Origin of the sequence: Lacticaseibacillus thailandensis DSM 22698 = JCM 13996 (assembly GCF_001312865.1) — a bacterium.
In the GTDB taxonomy this organism is placed as follows: Bacteria; Bacillota; Bacilli; order Lactobacillales; family Lactobacillaceae; genus Lacticaseibacillus; species Lacticaseibacillus thailandensis.
The window spans coordinates 41,834-62,762 of the sequence record NZ_BBER01000006.1 but is presented as its reverse complement, the minus strand read 5'-3'; the positions used below and the strand labels follow the sequence as shown (position 1 = coordinate 62,762).

Below are 20,929 nucleotides of genomic sequence, written 5' to 3'. Positions count from 1 at the left end.
CCAAGCAAGACGGCGACGATCACGTACCACCGTATAGCCAAAGTTGATGTAGCTAATGGCACTGTTACCTATGGTGCTTGGACAGCTGATGGTAGCGATACGTTTGCGGCGGTACCAGCAGCGACGAAAGCAGGCTTAACGCCAGACCAAACGGAAGTGCCAGCACTAGTTGATGACACCGCTGCCGATGTGACGTTAACGGTTTACTATTACCCGACGGTAATTACGGTCAACCCGCAGGTACCAGCTGGTAGCGACCCAACGGAAGTTGTCCCGCAAAAGCCAGGTGCCCCGGTTGATCCGGATAACGATCAAAGTCCAAAGTATCCAGCAGGACTGGACACCAACGATTTGAACCGGACAGCAACGGAAACCATCCGTTACGTGAACGCAACGGGACAGACGGTCGCACCTAACAAGGTACAGTCTGTAGACTTCACTCGCACGGCCGATGTTGATTTGAGTACTGGTATAGTCACTTATGGTGAATGGACACCAGCAAGTGGCAACGGCAACTTTGCTGCCGTTACTAGTCCGACAGTACCAGGCCTGACGCCTGACCGGACAACGGTAGACGCTATGACCGACGAGGGCCCATTCCCTGTCAGTCTGGTGGTCACCTACTACCCAACGGATCAGGAGGTCACGGTCGACAACCCGAAGACCCCTAGTGACCTACTCAATCCAAGTAATCCGGATAGTCCGCACTACCCGAGTGGCTTGACTGATAGCGACCTGGAGAAAGTTGCCACGCGGACCGTGCACTTTGTTGATGGTGCTGGTCGGACGGTCGCACCGGATGTGGTCGAAACCATTAGCTACCAGCGGACCGCAACGGTTGATTTCAGTCAGCCGGATAATCCACAAGTAGCGTATGGCGCCTGGGTAGCAGTAGGTTACAACGGTTTCGACGCTGTGCAGGTGCCAAGTGTCGCTGGTATGACTCCTGACCGCACACTGGTTCCGGCGCTGACGTTTACGGGCGCTGCCGCTAATACCACGGTGATTGTGGTGTACCATGCAGCGGCTAGTCGGCTCCCAGAAACTGGCGGTACAACCAGCACGCCGCACCGCCTACCAAGCACTGGTGGGGCAGTTACCACGTCTAACCACAGGCCAAGTACCGGTGTAGCGACCGCACCGCACCGGTTGCCAAGTACCGGCGGGTCCACCACGGCACACAGTTACGTGCACGTGCGTCACGCAACGACCACGACGCGGGACACCACGCCAATTGGCAGTACGACTCCTGTTGGTGACGGTAATACCGCTACCGCCGGACACAAATTACCAGGAACGGGGCGGACACTACCGCAAACCAGTGATGAACACGAGTCAACCATGGCCTCCCTGGGTCTGACTATTCTGGGTATGTTACTAGGATTGGTCGGCTACAAGAAGCGTCGCGATGACGAATAATAGCGTGTATACACGCAAAGAGCACCGTTGTGAGCAACCTAATTGGGCCGCGCACAGCGGTGCTTTCTTGCGCTCCGATTCCGGCGTGCTGGAGCCTGTAGGCGGACAAATGCTACAATATGGCTGACAAAGACGATGGGGGTGCCGCAATGCAAACATTAATTATCGTGAGCCATCCAGACATTGATGGCAGTACGAGCCAGGCATTTTTGCGCGCCACGGCTGCATTGGAACCACACACTGAGTGGGTGCATCTTGATGGCCTGGAACCAGCGGCACGCCACCAACTGTGGTCGCGCGTACAGGCAGCCGACCGTATCATCTTTCAATTTCCGTTGTACTGGTACGGTGCTCCGGCAAGTCTGTGGGCCTGGCTGGATGACGAATGGACCGACCACCAAGTTAGTGCGGCCCGGGCCGGCGAGTTGCGCGGTAAGGCGCTAGGGTTGGTCGTGACGACTGGCCATCCCAGCGCCGCATTTCGGGTCGGTGGGAGCGAAAACGTTACGCTTGACCAGTTGATGGTGCCATTTTGGTCGTTGGCGCGCAAAGCTGCGATGGTGCCGTTACCCGCACTGTACATCAATGACTTTGCGCATCAAAGCGACGCTGCGCGCGCCCAAACGTACATCCAGTACCGCCAGCTACTCAGCATGCCCCATCCTGGGGCACCCGCGGAACTGGCCGCGTGGTTTGCTCAGCGGGCTCGGGCGTTGGGCGATGAGCTGACGGCCACGGAGCTGACTGACCGGGATGATGAGCTCGCTCAGTTACGGGGAGTCGTGGGTGATTTACGGCGAGGAGATGACGACTGATGGATGACGTGGAAGCACAAGCCCAGGCGGAACGCACCGCGTGGCTACTTGAACGCACACAACAACAGGCACAACGGGCGCAGCGTTACCCTGATCAACTGTTTTGGCGGGCGTGCGCCAACTTTGTTCGCCAACAGGACCACGCGTTGACCATGGCGCGCGGTGAGGTCGATGGCCGTACCTGGGATCACGAACAATGGTAGAATTATATTAGTAAATTAATAATCGTCGGCTAAGGGAGGTACACAAATGCAAAGTAGTTCACGTGGACAGGGCATGGGGCCCAGCATCAGCGCGGCAATTGTCATGCTGGTTTTGGGGTTGGTCATTGCGATTGCGCCCCACCTGGTCTTCAACAGTAGCGTGGCTGTGATTGGCTTGTTACTGTTGGTCCTCGGGGTGTACCAGCTCGTGATGGCGCTACGCCACCGTGGAGGTAGCCTGTATGGTGGGGTGATTCTCATTGTGCTGTCGCTGCTGGCTGAGGGGCTAGCGACGATTTTAATCAGTATTCTCCCCTTCTTCCTGGGGGTACTGTTGATTCTGTTTGGCATCTACAAAATTCGCGTGGCTACGGCTGACCGTCAGTACGTTAACGTGCCGGCGTGGCCGTCGGTAACTTATGGTGTGCTGATTATCATTGCGGGGGCGGTGCTACTGCTTAACCCGTTTGGTACGGCGATGTTGGCCTTCCGGTTTTTCGGTGCTTACCTCATCGTGATGGCGCTACTCGAGTGCGCGGACTGGTTTCGTTCCCGCCAACACTAGCAACCAACAAAAATGACGATCCGCGTGCAACGGGTCGTCATTTTTGTTTACCTATTTGGTTTTAGTTTGGTTGATGTAGATGGCTTGGCGCCCCATCTGTTTATACGCGGCGGCAAAGTCGTGCCAGTTCACGGCTGATTCTTTTGCCCGTACGGGTTGTTGATGTAGATCAGCTTTTTGGCCCGGTTGTAGCCGGTGATAACGACGCTATGCTGCGAATAGGTGACCTTGATGGTGCCTTGCGGCGTGTGCCATTTCTGGAAGTCCTCGACTTTGGCAAAGGTAGCGGTAGTAATCGTCCACACGGGGTGGCCCGTCGACAGTGCGCGGATGACGGCACTAAACTTGCTGCCGGAGATATCGGTGACGTGGTGGGTATACTTCCGTGCAAGCTTGGCAATGGGCCCGTGGTACACGCCGAGCCCAGGCGTGTCGCCGCTAACGGAGCCGACAAAACCGACGTTGGGGTTACCGTGTTCGCCGTTGTCATACGTGAGCGGTACCGTCTTAATGGCGTTGGCCAGGTCGTTCTTGGTGACGTTGTGACCGTAGTACTGAAGTAGCATTGCTAACGAGGTGACTTCACAACCGTTATACAAAGTGGGGGAATCCATCTGGTCAATCAACGGTACGTTATATTTAACGTGCCGTTTGAGCGGTGTGGTGCTAACTTTGTGCGTTGGTGAGCTGTTATTATTATCGTGGCTAGTATACTGGTGTACCACAAGGACGCCAGCAACGGCCAGCAAGACGATGATGGCTGTTACCAGCAGACGAACGGGATGTTTCATGAAAATGCCTCATTTTTAGTAAGCTAGTACCCAGCCTAGCACAAAAACGCGCCCGGGGGACCACGAACGCGTTGAAAAATTGTTAAAATGGATGATTGTCATACGTGCTATCACGTTATTTAATATAAATAGCCTGCTGACCCATCTGGTTGTATGCGGCCTGGAACTTGTCCCAACTGACGGCTTTGTCCTTATGCCCATACGGGTCATTAACGTAGATCAGTTTCTGGGTGCGGTCGTAACCGGTGATGACCACACTATTCATGGAGTAGGTAACCTTAATGTGTCCTTGCGGGGTCGTCCACCGTTGCCAATCGTGAACGGGAGCAAAGGAGGTTGTGGTAATCGTCCACACCGGGTGGCCCGTGGCCAGCACCCGGATAACCTGGTCAAAGCTGCTTCCGGACATGTCGACCGCGTGGCTGGTGTATTGCCGGGCTAACCGCATCATAGGGTGGTGATAGCACCCAGGCCATAACTATCCCCAGACACGGAGCCGACAAACCCAACGTTCGGGTTGCCATGGTCCCCGTCAGCAAAGAGCCACGGGACCCGCGGCACGTTCGCGGCCAACGTGTTTTTGGTTTCGTGGTAACCATAATATTGGAGTAGCATGGCCAACGCGGTGACTTCGCTGCCATTGGCTAAGGATGGTGCCGTACCTTTGCGAATCAAGGGCACATCCATGCGCACGTGTTCCTGTACCGGCACGATGCCAGCGTTCACCAATCACTGATAAACGTCCAGTTTATACGCACCAAATACCGCCAGAATAACGACTCCCAGGATGATCATGCCGTGTAAAATCTTCTTCATGGGTCTCCCGTCCCTTACTTTATTTCTAACGTCAAGGTAACGCATTATCGGGGTGCATGCAGGTGCACGTGGCGGAAAATTATAAAGTCTTTACATTTAGTTAGTCAGCAATATAGTGGGTGCCGTCGGGGGGATGCCCACCGAATAAATTTATCTACGCACACGCTAAATGGGCCCGTGACCAGCCAGCTTGCAGGATGGTCACGGGCCCAAGAATCCGTTGATCAAATTGGTTACTATTAGCCAGTCATGCCGCCACCAGAGGACGACTAGCTAGTCGGCTTGACTGGGTTGCCGCCACGTCCGGTTGATTACGGCATGGATGCAAGCCACAATCGTAATGACGACCGTCGCTGCGACAAACAGCACGCGGTACGAACTACCATCAATAATAATTGCGCCGACCAGTGGGCCGAGGGCACGGCCACTGGCAGCACAGCCCTGGACAAAGCCCTGGTAGCGGCCCTTCTGGGTTTCAGGGGCAAAGCGGTCCACGTAGGTCGAGATGGCTGGTAGCGCCGTAATCTCCCCCAAAGTGAGGATGGTCATCGACGCGACGAACATGCCGTAGTGGTGCGCAACGATCAGCAGCGGGAAGCTGACCGCCAGTAGGGCGATGCCGCTGTAGATGCGACCGTTAAGGTGCCGTGACAACCAATCGTCAAAAAAAGGTGAGGACAGGCTGAAAGGTCACGATCAGGACGGCATTAATGGTCCACAGGAAGCTATAGTCACGCACCTTGAGGCCCATGCCCAACATGTACGCCGAGATGTTACTGTTCCACTGCTCGTAGAAGAGCCACACGATGACCAGCGTCGTCAGGACGGTGATCACTGGCAGGGCCAGGTGGACGCGCGCCTTGGCACTGGCGCCAGGAACGGCGTGCCGTGGCTGCGCGAGCCCACGATACTCGCTGAACCAAATGACGAACAGTAGCAGGTACATGGCGAATGCGAGGGCAAAAACGATGGTGATTCCTAGTGGCAATACGAAACCGACCGCAGGGTGCCAAACACCAGGCCCAGATTACTGGTGAAGTACAGAACGTTAAAGACGTAGCTGGACGTATGGTTTTGAATGCGGGTGGCAAAGCCGTTGATAGCCGTCATCACGATGCCACTGCCAAACCCACTGATGACGAGGAAAATCGGGTAGGCTGGCCAGGCGTGAAACGGGACGAGGAGCCCCGTAGCGGTGGTGACCAGAATTACCCCAATCAGCATGGTGCGGTCTTCCCGCCAGCGGTCGAACATGCGGCCACCGATGATGTTGCCCACCACTTGGGCCATGGAGTTAAAGAAGAGGACGATACCGGCAGTGGTGAGCGTTTCGCCTAAGTATTGGTGCATATAGATAGTAGTTAATGGCCAAATAAAGCTGGCCCCCGTGTTGGTGATCAAGTAACCCAGAAATAACCACTTTAGTTTAAGTTCGCGTTGAGTTGACACTACCGCCACTTCCCTTCTACATAACCATTCCGTAGGCTAGTATATATGTCCGTTTAGCGATTTGGCTACCCGGATGAGCAAATGATGGGCAACCCATGGGCAGTTTACTCATTTCGTCCTGCCGTTTAGGTGGGTGGCGGTTCTTGCTCCGTGTCCAGGCGGAATTAAATGACAACCCTCCTGGTGGTCGGTGACGTGACCGTGATTCAACATTGGGTGAGCGGGGGCAAGTCCGCGTCGTTACGGGCAGTTTGTGCTTGTCATCACGTGGAGTTGCGGTAAAATGGTGTTATTAGAACAATAAGAATAATGGGGTATAAAAACATGTCAGTAGAAACGAGCCTCAAATACCAACAAGATTTTTTTCGAGCACTTTGCCGCTGCGTGGGCGGACCAGTCCACGTACCGTATTTATCAGGGTATTGATAACACGGCCGCGAATCTGCGACTAGACCCACACGACGTTCCCGGATACATATTGGCGTACGACAAGCAGGCTGAGCAGGAGTTGATGACGTTCCTGCAACAACACCTAGTTAGCTGGTTACGGGACCACATCCCATTTTTTTGATGTGACCGACGACGGCCGCGTCTTCTTTGGTGACTGGTATCACCGGCGTCAATTTGGGCGGTTGGACGTCATTAACCGCACGATTTTGCACCAAACGGATGACCAGCGCGCCATCATGCCACAGTTGTACGACTTTGCTGACCACCAGGCGACCTACCTGGATGACCAGCTAGAAGATATGCGCCGTAACGTGTACCAGCAGGCCACGGATCTGCATAACCAGCTGGAAACACTGGAAGCCGATCAGGCCGGCGACAGTGAAGCCAGCACGGGCGGCCGGGTCGCCAGCAACGCCGCTAGCAGTAGTGCTAATAATGGTAGCGGGTTGCGAGGACTACTGCGCAACTTTATCGATCCCGATGAACCGGATGGGGATGCCCCGGAGGAACAACCGGTCCGTCCCGCGCGTCAGCCACAACGGCGCGGCAATGGGCTCGACATTAACCGTATCCGTCGGCAGTTTGACCAGGCCAAAGCGGCAGCGGACAAGGCGTTCGATTCCCAGAAGCGGCAGTTACAGGTGGCCGCGGCTGTGACCAACTATGAATACCAAGCAGTGACGAAGGAGTACGACACGGTGGCCGACTTTGCCAACGTCCTAACCAGCATGGCGGATGACTACATGCAGGCACTGAAAGCTGATGAAGGGGGCCAGCACAATGCTTAACCTGAACGATAAGGAAACCATTGAGATCATCACTACGCAGATGGAGGCAGCACAGGCTCGGACCCGAATCACTTTGAAGTACGAGGAACGCGTCAATGATTTCTCCAATAGCGACGTGTGGTCGGCCAACGTGACGGCGCAGACTAACCTGCTCCACGAGTTCACTGAGTTACTGGCAAACAAGCTGGTACAGTCGTTTAACGCAACGGAGGGACTCCACGAAACCGAGTTCATGGATCGGTTCTGGCTTAAAACTAGTGCCGACGATGCGGAACACTCAACTATCACCGCCTTTTTGGCGAACAAGGGCGACAACCACGAGTTGCTCAGCATCGTGAACCCGCTGAGTACGGACGGTTACCTCCAGGCGACGGATCTACCAACGTTGTTGCAGATCACAGCACAGGATGGCCCCAAAGTTGATTACACTGAGGCCGAACTGAAGGCGCTCAGTGCGTTGACGAAAGCCTTGTACGCCACGGGGTACCGGTTCCGTGGCGTGGATGAGACGGTTTTGCAGCCGGTGGCGGGCCTCACCTTTGGCACCAAGTTCGACAATGCCGCCCCGCTGACCAACAGCGCGACGATCACGGAGCCGGGCAACGTGCGGCTGTTTGTGGAAACCGATGACCCGGTTGCCAGTTTCCACGTGTACGACGACGAGGGCCATGACTGGATGGACCTGGGTGCGGCCTCTGAGCCAGGCAACGGCTTGGCCTGGGAATCCACGACGATTCCCGACGAGCTGGTGGGCAGTAACTTGACCCTGTCGGTTAACGTCCACAGTGATCAGAACGTGCCAGCACTGGACGAACTGTTCGTCACGGCCGCGAACAACGCGGTCTTGATGCGCGAAACCGACCGGGAAGGCCAGTACGTCTTAGCCCTTCCCGACCACAACGATTTGACGGTGACGGTCGATGCTGAGCAGGGCAACATCTCGCTGGGCTACCCGGACGCCACGGTGCAGGTGCTAGAGTTAGTACACAACTACCCGTTCTTGGGCACCTGGTTGCGGGGTGTGCTCCCCAAGCGGCCCGCGTTTAACTAAGCACGGTTGTTAACGCCAGGATGAGCGGATTTCATCCTGTTTCAGCAGAACATGACTATCTTTTCACGGCAGGGCGGCGTATTATCGACGTAAGTCCTGCCGTTTTTGTTTGAGGGGAAGCGGCCAGGTGAGCAGACCAAGCCGACATTGACGCAGCGTCTTACTCGTTTGGCACCCGCAATGTGGAGGACGCGACGGTCTACCCGCTGGACGTTGGCGGTAAGTAATAATCACCAACCAAGTAACGAGATATCTTGATTAATGTCTAGGAGGTTTGTGCACAATGGCAAATGAGTATCCTCAGGTAATGGTAATTGGTGGATCCGACAGTGATGGTTCCGCGGGAATCGAGGCGGACCTGCACAGTTTCTTCATGCGTGGCGTATACGGTACGGTGGTCTTGACCGCCGCGGTGGCTGGTAATTCGTACGGGATCCACGATAGTGTCACGATGCCACTTAAATTTATTAGTAACGAATTCAAGGATCTGGCGGATGATTTACACGTGCGCGCAGCTAAGACCGGGATGTTAGCAGATGCTGACTTGATCAACACCGTTGCGGATAACTGGGAAAAGTATGACTTTGGCAAGCTAGTGTTGGATCCGGTCATTGTGACCAAGCACGGCAACTTGCTGCTAGAAGCGGATGCCTTGGCGACGTTAAAGTCCCGGCTGATTCCGCTAGCTGACGTGATGACGCCGAACTTTTACGAGGCGGAGCACCTGGTCGGCCGTAAGCTGACGAGCAAAGCTGACATCGAACAGGCGGCGCATGAGCTGCAGCAAATGGGGGCCAAGAACATCTTGCTCAAGGGTGAACGTGTCGGTGGTGACCAAACTACGGTTGATGACTTTGTGCTGCTGGAAGACGGCAAGACCTTCTGGTTGCCCGCCCAGTTCTTCGATACGGATCGGCGTAACGGGACCGGCGATACGGTCAGTGCGGTGATTGCCGCGGAACTGGCTAAGGGTACGGACGTGGAGAGTGCGATTCGTATCGCCCGTGCGTTCGTGACGAACGCAATTGGCCACGAAATTGCGGTGGGTCATAAGTTTGGGCCCATCAACCACTGGGCGAACGATCCGGCCTTCTAGTTTCATTGCAATGGACACGATAGATAATAGTAGAAAGTCTGCGCCAGTGTTGGTGCAGGCTTTTTTTGGTCCCGTTATCTAGGTCCACAGTGCTGTTGAGGATGAACCAGTGGAAGGGGACGACACATGTAGTAAAAATTTACCATTTTTAGTAAAGAAAGGGTTTACATTTTACCTGTAACCAGTTACATTGAACTTGTCAGCAGGAGGTGAGGGTCATCGCAACGTTGAAGGATATTGCGACCCGGGCGGACGTGTCGGTTGCGACCGTGTCCCGGGTACTGAGTGGAGATACTACCCTGTCAGTGGGTGCGGACACCCGGCAGCGCATCTTTGCCGCCGCTGAAGCGCTGAACTACACCAAACACCAGCGGCACCAAGGTGTCCATCGCGGTACGGTGGCCGAAATGCTGTGGTATACGGAAGCCCAGGAGGATGGTGACTTGTACTACCGATCGATCCGTTGGGGCGTGGAGAGCCAGCTCGCCCAACTAGGGTACCAACTGTTACGGGTGTTTCCCGGTGACGCGCTGCCTCATGGGCGTGCCCTAGTGGGGATGGTGGCTGTCGGTAAGTATAGCGACGACCAGTTGACGACATTTCGGGCGCTGGGGCTACCGTTAGTGGTGGTTGATCAAGACGTGTTGACGCGGGAAATTGCTTGCGTGGTGCCCGACTTTGCGGGCCCCATTACCGCGCTGGCACAACGCTTGGTGGCGGTGGGGCACACACGTATCGGCATGCTTGCGGGTCAAGAATATACTACCGACATGTGGCCCTGCACGACCCGCGGCCGCAACTATTTACCAGCAACGTGGTGGCCGCCGGCGGCACCGAGCCGCTGGTCGCGGTCGGTGAGTTTACGACCGAAAGCGGGTACGCCACGATGCGGCAGTTGGTGCAGACCACCCCGCGCGCCCAGCTGCCCAGTGCTTTCTTTGTGGCTAACGACACCATGGCGATTGGGGCTATCAAAGCCTTACAGGAGGCGGGCCTCCGGGTTCCCCAAGACGTGACCATCGTGGGCTTTGACGATCTCGCCATTGGTCGTTACCTCACGCCGGCGTTGAGTACGGTGCACGTCGCCACGCAGGAGCTGGGACAGGTGGGTGTGCAGCAATTGCACGCGCTGATTACCGGGCAGGTGCGCACCCCCACGCGCACCACGTTGGCCAGTACGTTGGTTGAACGACAAAGTTGATGACGAACATTTATGGAGGATGACATCATGGATACAGCAACACTTACGAGTGGCTTCACACAGCAATTTGGTCATGCCGCGGACGCCATGTTCTTCGCGCCGGGCCGTATTAACCTAATTGGTGAATATACCGACTTCAATGGCGGGCACGTCTTTCCTTGTGCCATTAGTTTGGGTACGTACGCTGCGGTTGGTACTAACGACCAGCAGGCGCTGCGGTTATACTCCGCTAACTTTGCGGACCAGGGCGTACTGACGGTGCCACTAGCTCAGCTGGACACACCCAAAGACGGGCGGTGGACCGACTACGCCAAGGGTATGGCCCGCGAGCTGGTAGCCCACGGGGCCAAGTTTGACCACGGGTTGGATATTTACATATACGGTAACTTGCCAAACGCGGCGGGGTTGTCGTCATCCGCTTCGTTGGAGATGTTGATGGGGACGATTTTGCAGGATACCTTTGACTTGCACTTCTCCCGCGTCGAGCTGGTGAAGATGGGTCAGCTAGTGGAAAATAACTATATCGGCGTTAACTCGGGCATCATGGACCAGTTTGCCGTGGAAATGGGTGAGGCCAACCACGCGGTGTTCCTGGACACCAACACGTTACAATACGCGTCGGTGCCGTTGGACCTGCAGGATAACGTGATCTTGATCATGAACACCAACAAGCGGCGGGAGCTGACGGACTCCAAGTACAACGAGCGGCGCAGTGAGTGCGAGGAGGCTTGGCACGGTTGCAAAAGCAACTGGACATTAAGACGTTGGGCGACCTTGATGGTGACACCTTCGATGAATACAGTTACTTGATTTATGATGACACCCTGATTCGGCGGGCGCGCCACGCGGTGGTGGAAAACCAGCGGACTTTGCGTGCCACGAAGGCCCTACAGGCCGGAGATTTGGCTACGTTTAGTCGCTTGGTCTCCGCTTCCGGGGTCAGTCTGGCGTACGACTTTGAAGTGACCGGCCTCGAGCTGGATACCTTGGTCACTACCGCGCTCCAGCAACCTGGTGTGCTCGGTGCCCGGATGACGGGGGCCGGTTTTGGGGGTTGCGCTATTGCCATCGTGGCCAAAGATGCAGTGGCTGCCGTGCAGGCCGCGGTTGGGCAGCGTTACCGTGAGGTGGTCGGTTATGATGCCGACTTTTACGTCGCCGAAGTGGCTGACGGGGCCCACAAACTCGCGGATAAGTGAGCCAGAGTGCGTGACGAGTAAGAACGGACGCGGCGCATTGCCGGTGGCGACTTTGCGCGCCTGGAGCAATACGACGGGGAGGATACAATGACGACTGCAGTTGACCGACACATTGATTACGTTTTAGCAACGAACACGCAGTATACGCCCATGGACCGGGTATATTTGACCAACCGGATCCTGGCGTTGGTGGGTGATGCCGCGGCGGACGTAGCGGGGGCAGATGCCCCGCTCACCAACCTTGACCGGCTGGTGGCTGCGGGGGTCACCAATCAGGTAGTGACGGATACGCAGTCGGCCCGCGCCATCGTGGCAGCCCAATTAATGGACTTGGCTACGCCCACACCGAGTGCAACTAACGCGCGGTTTTGGGCGGAATACCAGCACTCACCCCAGGCGGCGACGGACTGGTTCTACCGGCTATCCCGTGCTAACAATTACATCCAGACCCGAGCGATTGCGCGCAACGTGGCCTTCAAAACTCCGACCGAGTTTGGCGACCTCGAAATTACCATTAACCTGTCGAAGCCGGAGAAGGATCCCAAGGACATCGCGGCGGCGGCGCACCAGCAACGTAATGGCTATCCGGCCTGCCAGTTATGCCTGGAAAACGAGGGTTACGCGGGTCGGGCTGATTTTCCGGCGCGGGCTAACCATCGGGTGGTTCGGTTCAACCTGGGTGGTCACACCTGGGGGTTCCAGTACTCGCCGTACGCATACTTTAACGAGCACGCTATTTTTCTGGATGCTGTGCACGAACCCATGCATATTGGCGCCCAAACATTTACCAACTTGTTGGACATCGTGACGTGGTTACCGCACTACTTTGCCGGGTCCAACGCCGACCTGCCCATTGTGGGGGGATCAATGCTGGCACACGAGCACTATCAGGGCGGCCGGCACACGATGCCGATGGCGGTCGCGACCACCGACCAACCGTTTACGCTAGGGGCTTTTCCGGACGTCCAGGCGGCGGTCGTTAAGTGGCCGATGAGTGTTATCCGGTTGACGTCCAGTGAGCGGACCCAGTTGGCGGCTGCGGCCGAGCATATCCGCGCGGCGTGGGCAGACTACACCGATGACGCGGTAGATGTACGGGCCGTCGGTGCAGACGGTACACGCCACCACACCGTGACGCCGATTGCACGGCGTGTCGGGGATGATTACCAGTTAGATATCGTGTTGCGGGATAACCAAACCTCAGCACAGTATCCGGATGGCATCTTTCACCCACATCAGGACGTTCAGCACATTAAGAAGGAAAACATCGGCCTCATTGAGGTGATGGGGCTGGCCATCCTGCCGGCACGGTTATTACCAGAACTGGCGGAAGTCCGTAAGTACCTGCTGGGCCAGCCTAACCAGATGGCCGCGATGCATAAGCCATGGGCTGATCAGTTGCGGACGCAGTTTACTTGGACTGCGGCCAACGCGCAGACGCAGTTACAGCAAGCTGTAGGTCACGTCTTTGCCCGGGTTCTGGCCGATGCCGGTGTATTCAAGCGTGATGCGGCGGGACACGCCGCGTTTGGGCGCTTTATTGCGACGCTGTGAAGTGAATGATGACGTGTTTGTCGCCGGTAGATTGAAAGACGGACTAGCAACCGTTGTTCCCTTTGGGGATGGTTGCTAGTCCGTCTTTTGGCTTTGATAGGGTCAGCAAAGGGGTCGTGGTCATGGGTGCTTGGATCGGCGGGTGCTGAGGCTGGGAGTGGCAGGGAGTGAGTGTTATAGCTGGCTAGTTATAATTGTTTCTATGTTCGTTCGACAATCGATATGTATCGGGTTACGGTCTCTCGGCTGAGCTGGCGCGCAGCCTCCGAGTGGCAGAGAGTAAGTGCTAAAGCAAGCTAGTTGTAATTTGTTAGTATGTTCGTTCTGACTGCGGACAGCTATCGGGCTGCAGTCTCTCGGCTGAGCTCCGCGCAGCCTCCGAGTGGCGACGAGTACGCCCTAAAGGGCTACTCGTTGCTCAAAAAAAATAAGCCCCGTCGCGAAGGCGGGGCCTCAAATGAGGGAGGTGTGGGATCTGGGAATCCCACAGTTATGAAGAAGAGGTAGTAGATGAGGTTCTGGGTTCCTCATCTCTACAAAAAAAATATAATAGTCGGTAAATGTGAAGATTTTGCGTTAGTTTCATTGCTAATTTGGGATAAAGGGCGTAGGGTGCAAAGAATGATGACGACACAGGAGGCTAGTGGAAGGCAGTTGCAATTCGTCATGTTGTGTTTTTACACGTGACTGACCCACTAACGATCTCGTTCTGGCTGCTAATCAGTATCGGACCACAGTCTCTCGGCTGAGCTGACGCGCAGCCTCCGAGTGGCAGCGAGTACGCCCTAAAGGGTAGTTAGTTTTGCACTGTTACGGTACTCGTTCTGACTGCCGATCGGTATCGGGCTACTGTCTCGTGGCTGAGCTGACGCGCAGCCTCCGAGTAGCAGCGAGTACACCCTAAAGAGTAGTTAGTTTTGCACTGTCACGGTACTCGTTCTGACTGCCGATTGGTATCGGGCCACAGTCTCTCGGCTGAGCTGGCGCGCAGCCTCCGAGTGGCAGGCTCTAAGCGCGGAGCGCTAAGAGCCTGCGCAAAAAAAAGACTGCCGGGGGTTGAGCCGACAGTCCATGGAGTAAGGGTCTGTTGGCCGGCGGGTAAACCGACCAACTATTTTACTTTGGAGGAGTAAAATGAAAAAAAAGTTGGGTTGGGTATCGGGATGGGTTTTGCCTCATCTCGATGTTTTTATACTAAAGTCTAATTGTGAAGAAATTGTGACCAAACTCTTACTTACAATTTAAAAGAAAGTAAAGACGCGCAACTTCTTCTGTGGGTTGACTATAAGTGTTGCTTTTGCAATCGCTTTCCGTTATTCTGTGCGTGAGGTGATAATGATGGACATGCGTTTTGATGAAGCAACGAGTAAGTTTATCCAGTCACGGTTGGGCGATAACCACTTGCTCCTCACCTTTGAGGATGGGGTCGGGCCGTATTCCCAGCACGCGATGATGCACATGCAGACCCAGTTTACCGTCAACATTGTGCCGCCTGACGCAGACCTGAGTGATTACGATACCACCGTGGACAGCAACCTCGGTCCTGTATTGGTGAAGGGGTATTCGACCGATTACCTTGACCCGCACCTGTCGCTACACAGTAATAGTAGCGACGGTAGCTGGTCCCTGCATGGAGACGTGGGTGTGCTCGACGATGATGTCCACTTTATCGACTTTGTGACCAATGAACGTAAATGATTTTTTTCTAATGAAAATATTAATTAGGGTGGACTTTGTGTGCTTGTGCGGTAGAATCATGACGACTAATAATTTCGGAGGCCGTTTTGATGGTTGAGTATATGTTTGAACGTGGGTTGAATATCCATGAAATTAAGGCACTTTATGGTGGCGCCGGCTGGCAAGCAGAGGCTGACAATGCGGCCAATCTTGCTGAGGGTCTGGCCAATTCCACGGTTATGACTGCGCGGGATGACGGCCGCCTGGTGGGATGGTGCGTGGCGTATCTGACATGCACACAGTGCTACTGTTGGACCAACTGGTAGTGCTACCCGAATACCAGGAAGACGGCGTTGACGCCCACTTACTGGAAGAAATGATTGATTACTTCCGCCAGGTTGAAAATATCGTGGCAGTAGGCCACGATGCCCACCTGAACCGGTTACTCAAAGAGCAGGGGTTCCATGCTGGCAGTGCGGACACCCCGTGCTTGATCCGGCCTAAGCAGTTGGTAGAAACTGAATTTTAAGGTCCATAAAAAAAGGAGCTGTTGGAATGCACGCGTGGTGCGTTTCAGCAGCTCCTTTTGTGTAGCCTAATTCTCGGGTGGAAAGCCACCACTGACCACGGCTTTGCCCGCCATGTGTCCGGTTTCGACCGCCGCGGTGGCTTGCCGCAAGTTGTCTACGGTAATGGGACTGAGGCTCAGCGCCACGTCACTGGTGATGTTGCCTGCTGCTAATAGCGCAACCAAACGCGACAAAATCGCTCCCTGCGTGGTGAGGGCAACCTGGTGGTCCGTTTTGGTAAACATGTACTCAAAGTCGAGGCTGGCCGCTTTGGGTTTGAGCAACGTTACGTCCAGTGGTGCGGTGGGGGTAACCAGGGCGCCCACGTGGCCGAGCGGTGCAACTAACTTGCTAGCAGCGACAATGTAGGGCTCGGTTTGGTGCAGGATTGCCACACCGTTGACCTGGGAGTAACCCGCCTGCTGTACGCTCGCGATGAGGTTATCGTGGTAGTCGATCGGTACGTCAACGTGGTGTTGTGCTAACCACTCAAAGTGGCTGGGACTCGCCGTCGCGATGACCGTTAGACCCGACCAGTGGGCCAGCTGGGACATAATGGAGCCCACGCCGCCGGCCCCGTTAATGATGAGCAAAGTTTGCCCGGCGTTGGCTCCAGCGGCTGGGGTAAAGCCCATCCGTTCAAAGAGGAGTTCCCAGGCCGTCAAACCCACGAGGGGCAAAGCGGCGAGCTCGGCGTCCGTTGGTCCCGCCGGTGCTGGGGCCACGATGCGACTATCTACAGCCTGGAGGTGTTGGTTGGCCCCGGGCCGAGTGGTGGTACCAGCGTACAGGACGCGGTCGCCCGGCTGAAAGTTGGTGACCTGACCACCCACGGCGGTAACGACCCCGGTGGCGTCATATCCTTGAATGGTGGGGGTGTCGGACTCAGAGACGGTGGGGCGTAATTTGGTGTCAATTGGGTTGACGCTAACCGCGTGCACTTCAACAATGAGGTCTTGCAGCCCCGGGGTCGGGGTCGGTAGGGACACTTGCTGCAGTGCGTCTGGGTCGCTCAGTGGTAGCCGGCGTAAAAGCCGATGCCGTAGTTGTTAGTCATGATGGAATCCTCCTTGAGATGAATTGGTGAGCTGCGCGGGCCATTAGGTCAAAGCACCTTATGCTAACGCTTTTACCCGCGAGGTTTCGCGCTGCTCGTCGAGCTACACAAGGCAAAAAGTTCCGCGTAGCCCACTTCGGCACCGAAGCCAAGCCTGGCCCGCACTGTCGAAGTAAGTTACGCTCCACTTTTTATGCGCCTGGCTCCGCCCCAAAATTATTTAGAACATGTTACAACTCCCGTCTGACTAGTGCGGCGGGGGGCAATCTTTGGTACACTTTGCCTTAGCGAGGTGAAATTATGAGTAAACACGCAGCACATGTAGCCAAAAGTCGGAAAAAGAGTGGGTGGGGCATCGTCATCGCCATGGTGATTGTTGCCGCCATCGTTATCGTTGGTTGCTGGTACGCCACCACCCCCACGTCGTTCATGGAACGGTGGAGCACCATCAGCTTTGGGATTGTCTTCACCTTTAGCATCATGATTCTCACCGTTTTGGATGGTCGCGCCCGTACCCGTGGTGTTCGCTTCTTTGTTGATTGGATCGGCGGCACTGTCCTCCTCGTGTTGGCTCATGTTTACATGATCGGTATCACCTGGGAATGGAAGTTCCTGGGCTACGGCACGTTGGTCATTGCTATCTTGGCTTTGTTCGCCGCCTGGAGCCTCAAGCCGGTTGCAACTAAGAGTGAATTTGAAGAAATTAAGTAAATGCTTTTCCTAACTGGGGCGTCCTGTACGGGACGCCTTTTATTGTACGCCGAAATGCTGGCGGTGGGCGGCCAGGTAGTGGCTGGTATGGCCTTTGTGACTCGCGGCTACTTGGGCAGGCGTCCCGCTAGCGACGATGTGTCCGCCCTCGCTGCCGCCACCTGGCCCTAAGTCGAGGATGTAGTCCGCGTTGGCCAGGACGTCGAGGTCGTGTTCGATGGCCAGCACGGTGCCACCCTGGTCGAGTAGCCGTTGGAAGACGCCCAGCAGGACCTGGACGTCCAGTGGGTGGAGGCCGACTGACGGTTCATCAAAGACGAAGAGGGTACCCTTTTGGCTCCGGCCCATATGTGCGGTCAGTTTGAGCCGCTGGGCTTCACCACCAGACAGGGTTGGGGTACTTTCACCAAGGTGGAGGTAGCCCAGGCCCATATCGTGCAGTGTTTGGAGCGTCTTGGCAATCGCGGGAATGTCAGCCAGCGTCGTCATGGCGTCGTCCACGGACAAGTCGAGCAGGTCGGCAATCGTGTTGCCCTGCCACCGAACCGTGAGCACATCCGGGTTGAACCGCCGGCCGCCACAGGTCGGGCAAGTCTGTTGCATGTCTGGCAGGTACTGGATATCAAGGCTGATGACCCCCGTCCCGCCACAGGTCGGGCAAGCACCAGCTTTGACGTTATATGAAAAGTTGCTGGCGGTGTACCCGCGACGTTGCGCCTCAGGCTGGGAAGCAAAGAGCGCGCGCAGGTTATCGAGAACGTTGGTGTAGGTAGCAACCGTGGAGCGAATGTTTTTGCCCACGGGCGTAGCGTCAATGGCCACCACCCGCCGGAGACCACCGCGTTGCAGGTCCCGCACGAAGCTGGGAGCTGGGTGGTGCTTCGTGGCCGTCAAGGCGGGCACGAGGGCGTCAAACACCAGCGTGGATTTGCCGGCGCCCGAAAAGCCGCTGACGACCGAGAATTGGTTGACCGGGAAATCTGCGTGGACGTTGTGGAGGTTGAACCGGTCCGTCACCGTGAGGCCGAACCGCTTGGTCGCCGGCTGGGTGGTAGCGGTCGCTGTGGGCCGAACCACCAGCTGGGCGGTGCCGTTCAAAAACGGTCCGATCAGTGAGGATGATGCCGCCGCGACGGTTGCTGGCGTGCCCTGGTTGATCAGGTGACCACCACTAGCACCGGCCCCGGGACCAATTTCGAGGACGGTATCGGCAGCTTCGATAATTGCCGTGTCGTGGTCAACAACAACCACCGAGTTGCCCTGCGTAACCAGACTGCGCATGACGTCAATCAGGCCTTGGACGTTCGCAGGATGCAACCCAATGGACGGTTCATCCAGGACGTAGAGGACACCGGTGGTCTTGGTACGTAACGTGCGTGATAACTGAATGCGTTGCAGCTCACCCGTCGATAGGGAGGCGCCGGCACGGGCCAACGTCAGGTAGCCCAGCCCGAGTTCGTCGAGCGACCGCATGATTTGGTCGAGTTCACTAATGATGTCGTGGGCCAGATCCTGCATGTCCGCGGGCAACCAAGTGTAGACCTGGGGGATAAAGTCGTGGAGTTCGGTGAGCGTCAGGTCACTAACTTCCGCGATGTTTTTACCGGCAAGTTGCTGGGTTAACAGTGCCGGCTTAAACCGCGTGCCGTGGCAGGTAGGGCAGGTGCCAAATTCATAGAAGCGGTTCAGGCGGGCAATGGCGCGTTCGTTGGTCGTGGTAGCCATGCTGTCCTCCACGGCGTTAAACGCGTTTTCAAACTGCGCGTTATCCATGTGAAAAATTTTACCCGTCTTGCTGGGGATGTTGATGGCGTACTTTTTCCGTGGCCCGTGCCACACCATGTTCTGTTGTTCTGGGGGCAGGTCCTGGAACGGCGTGTCAATATTGATGCCAATTTGCTCGGCCACGATGTGCATGAAGTTCCGGCCTGGTAACCGCCAGGAAGCCACGGCGCCTTCACGAATGGTTTTAGTGGGGTCCGGAATGAGGCGGTTGGTCGCCAACGTTTTTGCTTGGCCGGTCCCGCCACAGGTTGGGCACGCGCCCGCGGAGTTAAAGGCAAAGTCTTCCGCGGAGTAGGCCTGGAAGTGCACACCACATTCTGGACAAATGATCTCGCCCATGTGGCTTTCACCATCATTGGGCCGGTCCATACTGTGCGCAATGTCGAGCGTCGGCGGGATTTGGTGACCATTGGGGCAGCGTGGTGAGCCTAAGCGGGAGAACATCAACCGAATGACGTTCAGCGCTTCGGTGGTGGTGCCGACGGTCGAGCGGATGCCGGGCACTACGGGTCGCTGTCGCAACGCAATGGCACTGGGAATATGTTCAATAGTATCTACTGCGGCCCGGCTGGTTTGGCCCAACCGGCGCCGGGTATAAGTGGAGAGGGCGCTCACGTACCGACGCATCCCCTCCGCATAAAGTACCCCCATCGCCAACGACGACTTGCCGGAGCCACTGCGACCAGTAACGGCTACCAGTTGGTGGAGGGGAATATCAACGTCGATGTGCTTGAGGTTATTCACGTGCGCCCCCCGCACCATAATGTTTTGTGGAATCGTGTTATGATGCATACATAAACCTTCTTCTATAGAAAGAGAGTGAGTTAATCATGCTAAAAATCGATGATGCCGCTTTGCAACACCGCTCCATTCGGCAGTTTGCGGACGTGGCCCTGACTGAGGAGCAATTGCAGACTCTGGAGGCGGTGGCCCAAGCCACGGCGACCAGCAAGTTCATGCAACAATTCAGCTTGATCCGGGTGACCGACCCGCAACTGCAGCACGCAATCGCGCAGGTCACAACCTACCAGTACGTGGAGGGCCCGGGCCAACTCTACATCTTTGTGTTGGACCAAGCCCGGAACGTGCGCTTGGTGCAAAGCGCCCATGGGGATCTGCACCAGCTGACCAACTGGGATGCCTTGCTTGGTGGCGTGTTTGACGCGACCCTGGCCGCCCAGAACGTGGTCGCTGCGGCTGAGCGTAGCGGTTTGGGGACCGTCTACCTGGGGAGCGTCCTGAACGATCCCCAGCGAATGATCGACCTGTTACACCTGCTGCGCTACACCTTCCCGTTACTGGGACTAAAAGTCGGGGTGCCAGCCGCAACGCCCGGGCTCAAACCCCGGTGGCCACGGACAGCCGTGGTGGGCATTAATGCTACCCGCAGGCGGATACGAGCGTGTTACGTGACTATGATAACACTATCAAAAAGTACTACGCCGCCCGGGCGACTAACGCGAAGGACAACACGTACACCCAGTACATGCAGCATCACTTGGTCGACAGTCTGCACCATCGCGACGAGATTGGCACCATTTTACGGGCCCAGGGCTTTGAGTTGCCGCAGTAGGTTGCCCAAGCTAATAGTTACGGTGCTTAGCTATGCATTGCCCCCAGCAAAACTAAAATTTAGGTTGAGAATACCTGGTTCCACCTCCGGGATGATGAGTTTGGCCGTTGAAATCGTTATGATGAAACATGAAACAAAATACGGGCTAAATTGGTAGCTA

At 56.0% G+C, this 20,929-nt stretch carries 19 protein-coding genes and 4 pseudogenes; 15 read left to right on the top strand and 8 right to left on the bottom strand.

The features are described from left to right. The 4 genes from JCM13996_RS08315 to JCM13996_RS08300 all read left to right on the top strand — a co-directional run. On the top strand, positions 1 to 1,419 hold a 1,419-nt coding region (locus tag JCM13996_RS08315; RefSeq protein ID WP_156321927.1), incomplete at its 5' end, for a mucin-binding protein. 149 nt (positions 1,420 to 1,568) lie between these two features. Further along, entirely contained in the window at positions 1,569 to 2,234 is a 666-nt protein-coding gene (locus tag JCM13996_RS08310; RefSeq protein WP_056969700.1) for an NAD(P)H-dependent oxidoreductase, read from the top strand. Continuing rightward, positions 2,234 to 2,437, top strand: coding sequence for a hypothetical protein (locus tag JCM13996_RS08305; RefSeq protein ID WP_054750776.1), 204 nt, complete (start codon positions 2,234 to 2,236; stop codon positions 2,435 to 2,437). Before JCM13996_RS08310 ends, JCM13996_RS08305 begins: the two co-directional genes overlap by 1 nt. A 46-nt stretch (positions 2,438 to 2,483) precedes the next feature. Next, positions 2,484 to 3,002 (top strand): DUF308 domain-containing protein, encoded by a 519-nt coding sequence (locus JCM13996_RS08300; protein ID WP_054750775.1) that lies wholly within the window; start codon positions 2,484 to 2,486, stop codon positions 3,000 to 3,002. A 51-nt stretch (positions 3,003 to 3,053) separates the two neighbouring features. On the opposite strand, the pseudogene JCM13996_RS08295 reads toward JCM13996_RS08300, so the two are convergent. The 6 genes and pseudogenes from JCM13996_RS08295 to JCM13996_RS11930 all read right to left on the bottom strand — a co-directional run bounded on the left by JCM13996_RS08295 (position 3,054) and on the right by JCM13996_RS11930 (position 6,058). Beyond that, a pseudogene (locus JCM13996_RS08295) lies at positions 3,054 to 3,793 on the bottom strand (C39 family peptidase). 115 nt (positions 3,794 to 3,908) lie between these two features. Next, positions 3,909 to 4,244, bottom strand: coding sequence for a C39 family peptidase (locus JCM13996_RS13295; RefSeq protein WP_082383899.1), 336 nt, complete (start codon positions 4,242 to 4,244; stop codon positions 3,909 to 3,911). Further along, complete coding sequence (locus JCM13996_RS13290; RefSeq protein ID WP_162205204.1) at positions 4,241 to 4,519, bottom strand: C39 family peptidase; 279 nt, start codon at positions 4,517 to 4,519, stop codon at positions 4,241 to 4,243. The genes JCM13996_RS13295 and JCM13996_RS13290 overlap by 4 nt, the downstream gene beginning before the upstream one ends. 363 nt (positions 4,520 to 4,882) lie before the next feature. Beyond that, positions 4,883 to 5,263 carry an MFS transporter gene (locus tag JCM13996_RS11940; RefSeq protein WP_263848901.1) on the bottom strand — a complete coding sequence of 127 codons (381 nt, stop codon included), beginning with the start codon at positions 5,261 to 5,263 and terminating at the stop codon, positions 4,883 to 4,885. A 7-nt stretch (positions 5,264 to 5,270) separates the two neighbouring features. Beyond that, positions 5,271 to 5,597 carry an MFS transporter gene (locus tag JCM13996_RS11935; protein WP_225353549.1) on the bottom strand — a complete coding sequence of 109 codons (327 nt, stop codon included), beginning with the start codon at positions 5,595 to 5,597 and terminating at the stop codon, positions 5,271 to 5,273. Next, positions 5,588 to 6,058, bottom strand: a complete 471-nt coding sequence (locus JCM13996_RS11930) for an MFS transporter (protein WP_225353548.1) — start codon at positions 6,056 to 6,058, stop codon at positions 5,588 to 5,590. The genes JCM13996_RS11935 and JCM13996_RS11930 overlap by 10 nt, the downstream gene beginning before the upstream one ends. Positions 6,059 to 6,630: 572 nt before the next feature. Between JCM13996_RS11930 and JCM13996_RS08275 the strand changes: the two genes are divergently transcribed. The 9 genes and pseudogenes from JCM13996_RS08275 (at position 6,631) to JCM13996_RS08235 (ending at position 15,603) form a co-directional block, all read left to right on the top strand. Continuing rightward, positions 6,631 to 7,296: a hypothetical protein gene (locus JCM13996_RS08275; RefSeq protein WP_054750771.1), complete on the top strand. Its 666-nt coding sequence runs from the start codon at positions 6,631 to 6,633 to the stop codon at positions 7,294 to 7,296. Beyond that, positions 7,289 to 8,347, top strand: coding sequence for a hypothetical protein (locus JCM13996_RS08270; RefSeq protein WP_054750770.1), 1,059 nt, complete (start codon positions 7,289 to 7,291; stop codon positions 8,345 to 8,347). The genes JCM13996_RS08275 and JCM13996_RS08270 overlap by 8 nt, the downstream gene beginning before the upstream one ends. Positions 8,348 to 8,630: 283 nt before the next feature. Further along, complete coding sequence (gene thiD, locus JCM13996_RS08265) at positions 8,631 to 9,443, top strand: bifunctional hydroxymethylpyrimidine kinase/phosphomethylpyrimidine kinase (RefSeq protein ID WP_054750769.1); 813 nt, start codon at positions 8,631 to 8,633, stop codon at positions 9,441 to 9,443. 209 nt (positions 9,444 to 9,652) lie between these two features. Continuing rightward, a pseudogene (locus JCM13996_RS11925) lies at positions 9,653 to 9,793 on the top strand (LacI family DNA-binding transcriptional regulator); the annotation flags it as partial. 422 nt (positions 9,794 to 10,215) lie between these two features. After that, a complete protein-coding gene (locus JCM13996_RS11920; protein WP_054750768.1) occupies positions 10,216 to 10,644 on the top strand; it encodes a substrate-binding domain-containing protein in 429 nt (142 codons plus the stop codon). A gap of 27 nt (positions 10,645 to 10,671) precedes the next feature. Continuing rightward, positions 10,672 to 11,843, top strand: a pseudogene (locus JCM13996_RS08255) (galactokinase). A gap of 87 nt (positions 11,844 to 11,930) precedes the next feature. Next, positions 11,931 to 13,397, top strand: a complete 1,467-nt coding sequence (locus JCM13996_RS08250) for a UDP-glucose--hexose-1-phosphate uridylyltransferase (RefSeq protein WP_054750767.1) — start codon at positions 11,931 to 11,933, stop codon at positions 13,395 to 13,397. Positions 13,398 to 14,735: 1,338 nt separating this feature from the next. Next, positions 14,736 to 15,095 carry an iron-sulfur cluster biosynthesis family protein gene (locus JCM13996_RS08245; RefSeq protein WP_054750766.1) on the top strand — a complete coding sequence of 120 codons (360 nt, stop codon included), beginning with the start codon at positions 14,736 to 14,738 and terminating at the stop codon, positions 15,093 to 15,095. A gap of 271 nt (positions 15,096 to 15,366) precedes the next feature. Then, positions 15,367 to 15,603, top strand: coding sequence for a hypothetical protein (locus tag JCM13996_RS08235; RefSeq protein ID WP_162205203.1), 237 nt, complete (start codon positions 15,367 to 15,369; stop codon positions 15,601 to 15,603). Positions 15,604 to 15,669: 66 nt separating this feature from the next. Here the strand turns inward: JCM13996_RS08235 and JCM13996_RS08230 are convergent. After that, a pseudogene (locus JCM13996_RS08230) lies at positions 15,670 to 16,700 on the bottom strand (zinc-binding alcohol dehydrogenase family protein). 300 nt (positions 16,701 to 17,000) lie between these two features. On the opposite strand from JCM13996_RS08230, the gene JCM13996_RS08225 reads away from it, so the two are divergent. After that, positions 17,001 to 17,411, top strand: a complete 411-nt coding sequence (locus JCM13996_RS08225; protein WP_054750763.1) for a hypothetical protein — start codon at positions 17,001 to 17,003, stop codon at positions 17,409 to 17,411. 39 nt (positions 17,412 to 17,450) lie between these two features. Here JCM13996_RS08225 and JCM13996_RS08220 read toward each other — a convergent pair whose 3' ends face one another. Beyond that, a complete protein-coding gene (locus JCM13996_RS08220; protein WP_054750762.1) occupies positions 17,451 to 19,988 on the bottom strand; it encodes an excinuclease ABC subunit UvrA in 2,538 nt (845 codons plus the stop codon). Positions 19,989 to 20,026: 38 nt separating this feature from the next. Between JCM13996_RS08220 and JCM13996_RS10545 the strand changes: the two genes are divergently transcribed. Beyond that, entirely contained in the window at positions 20,027 to 20,926 is a 900-nt protein-coding gene (locus JCM13996_RS10545) for a nitroreductase family protein (RefSeq protein ID WP_082383897.1), read from the top strand. Positions 20,927 to 20,929: the final 3 nt, after the last annotated feature.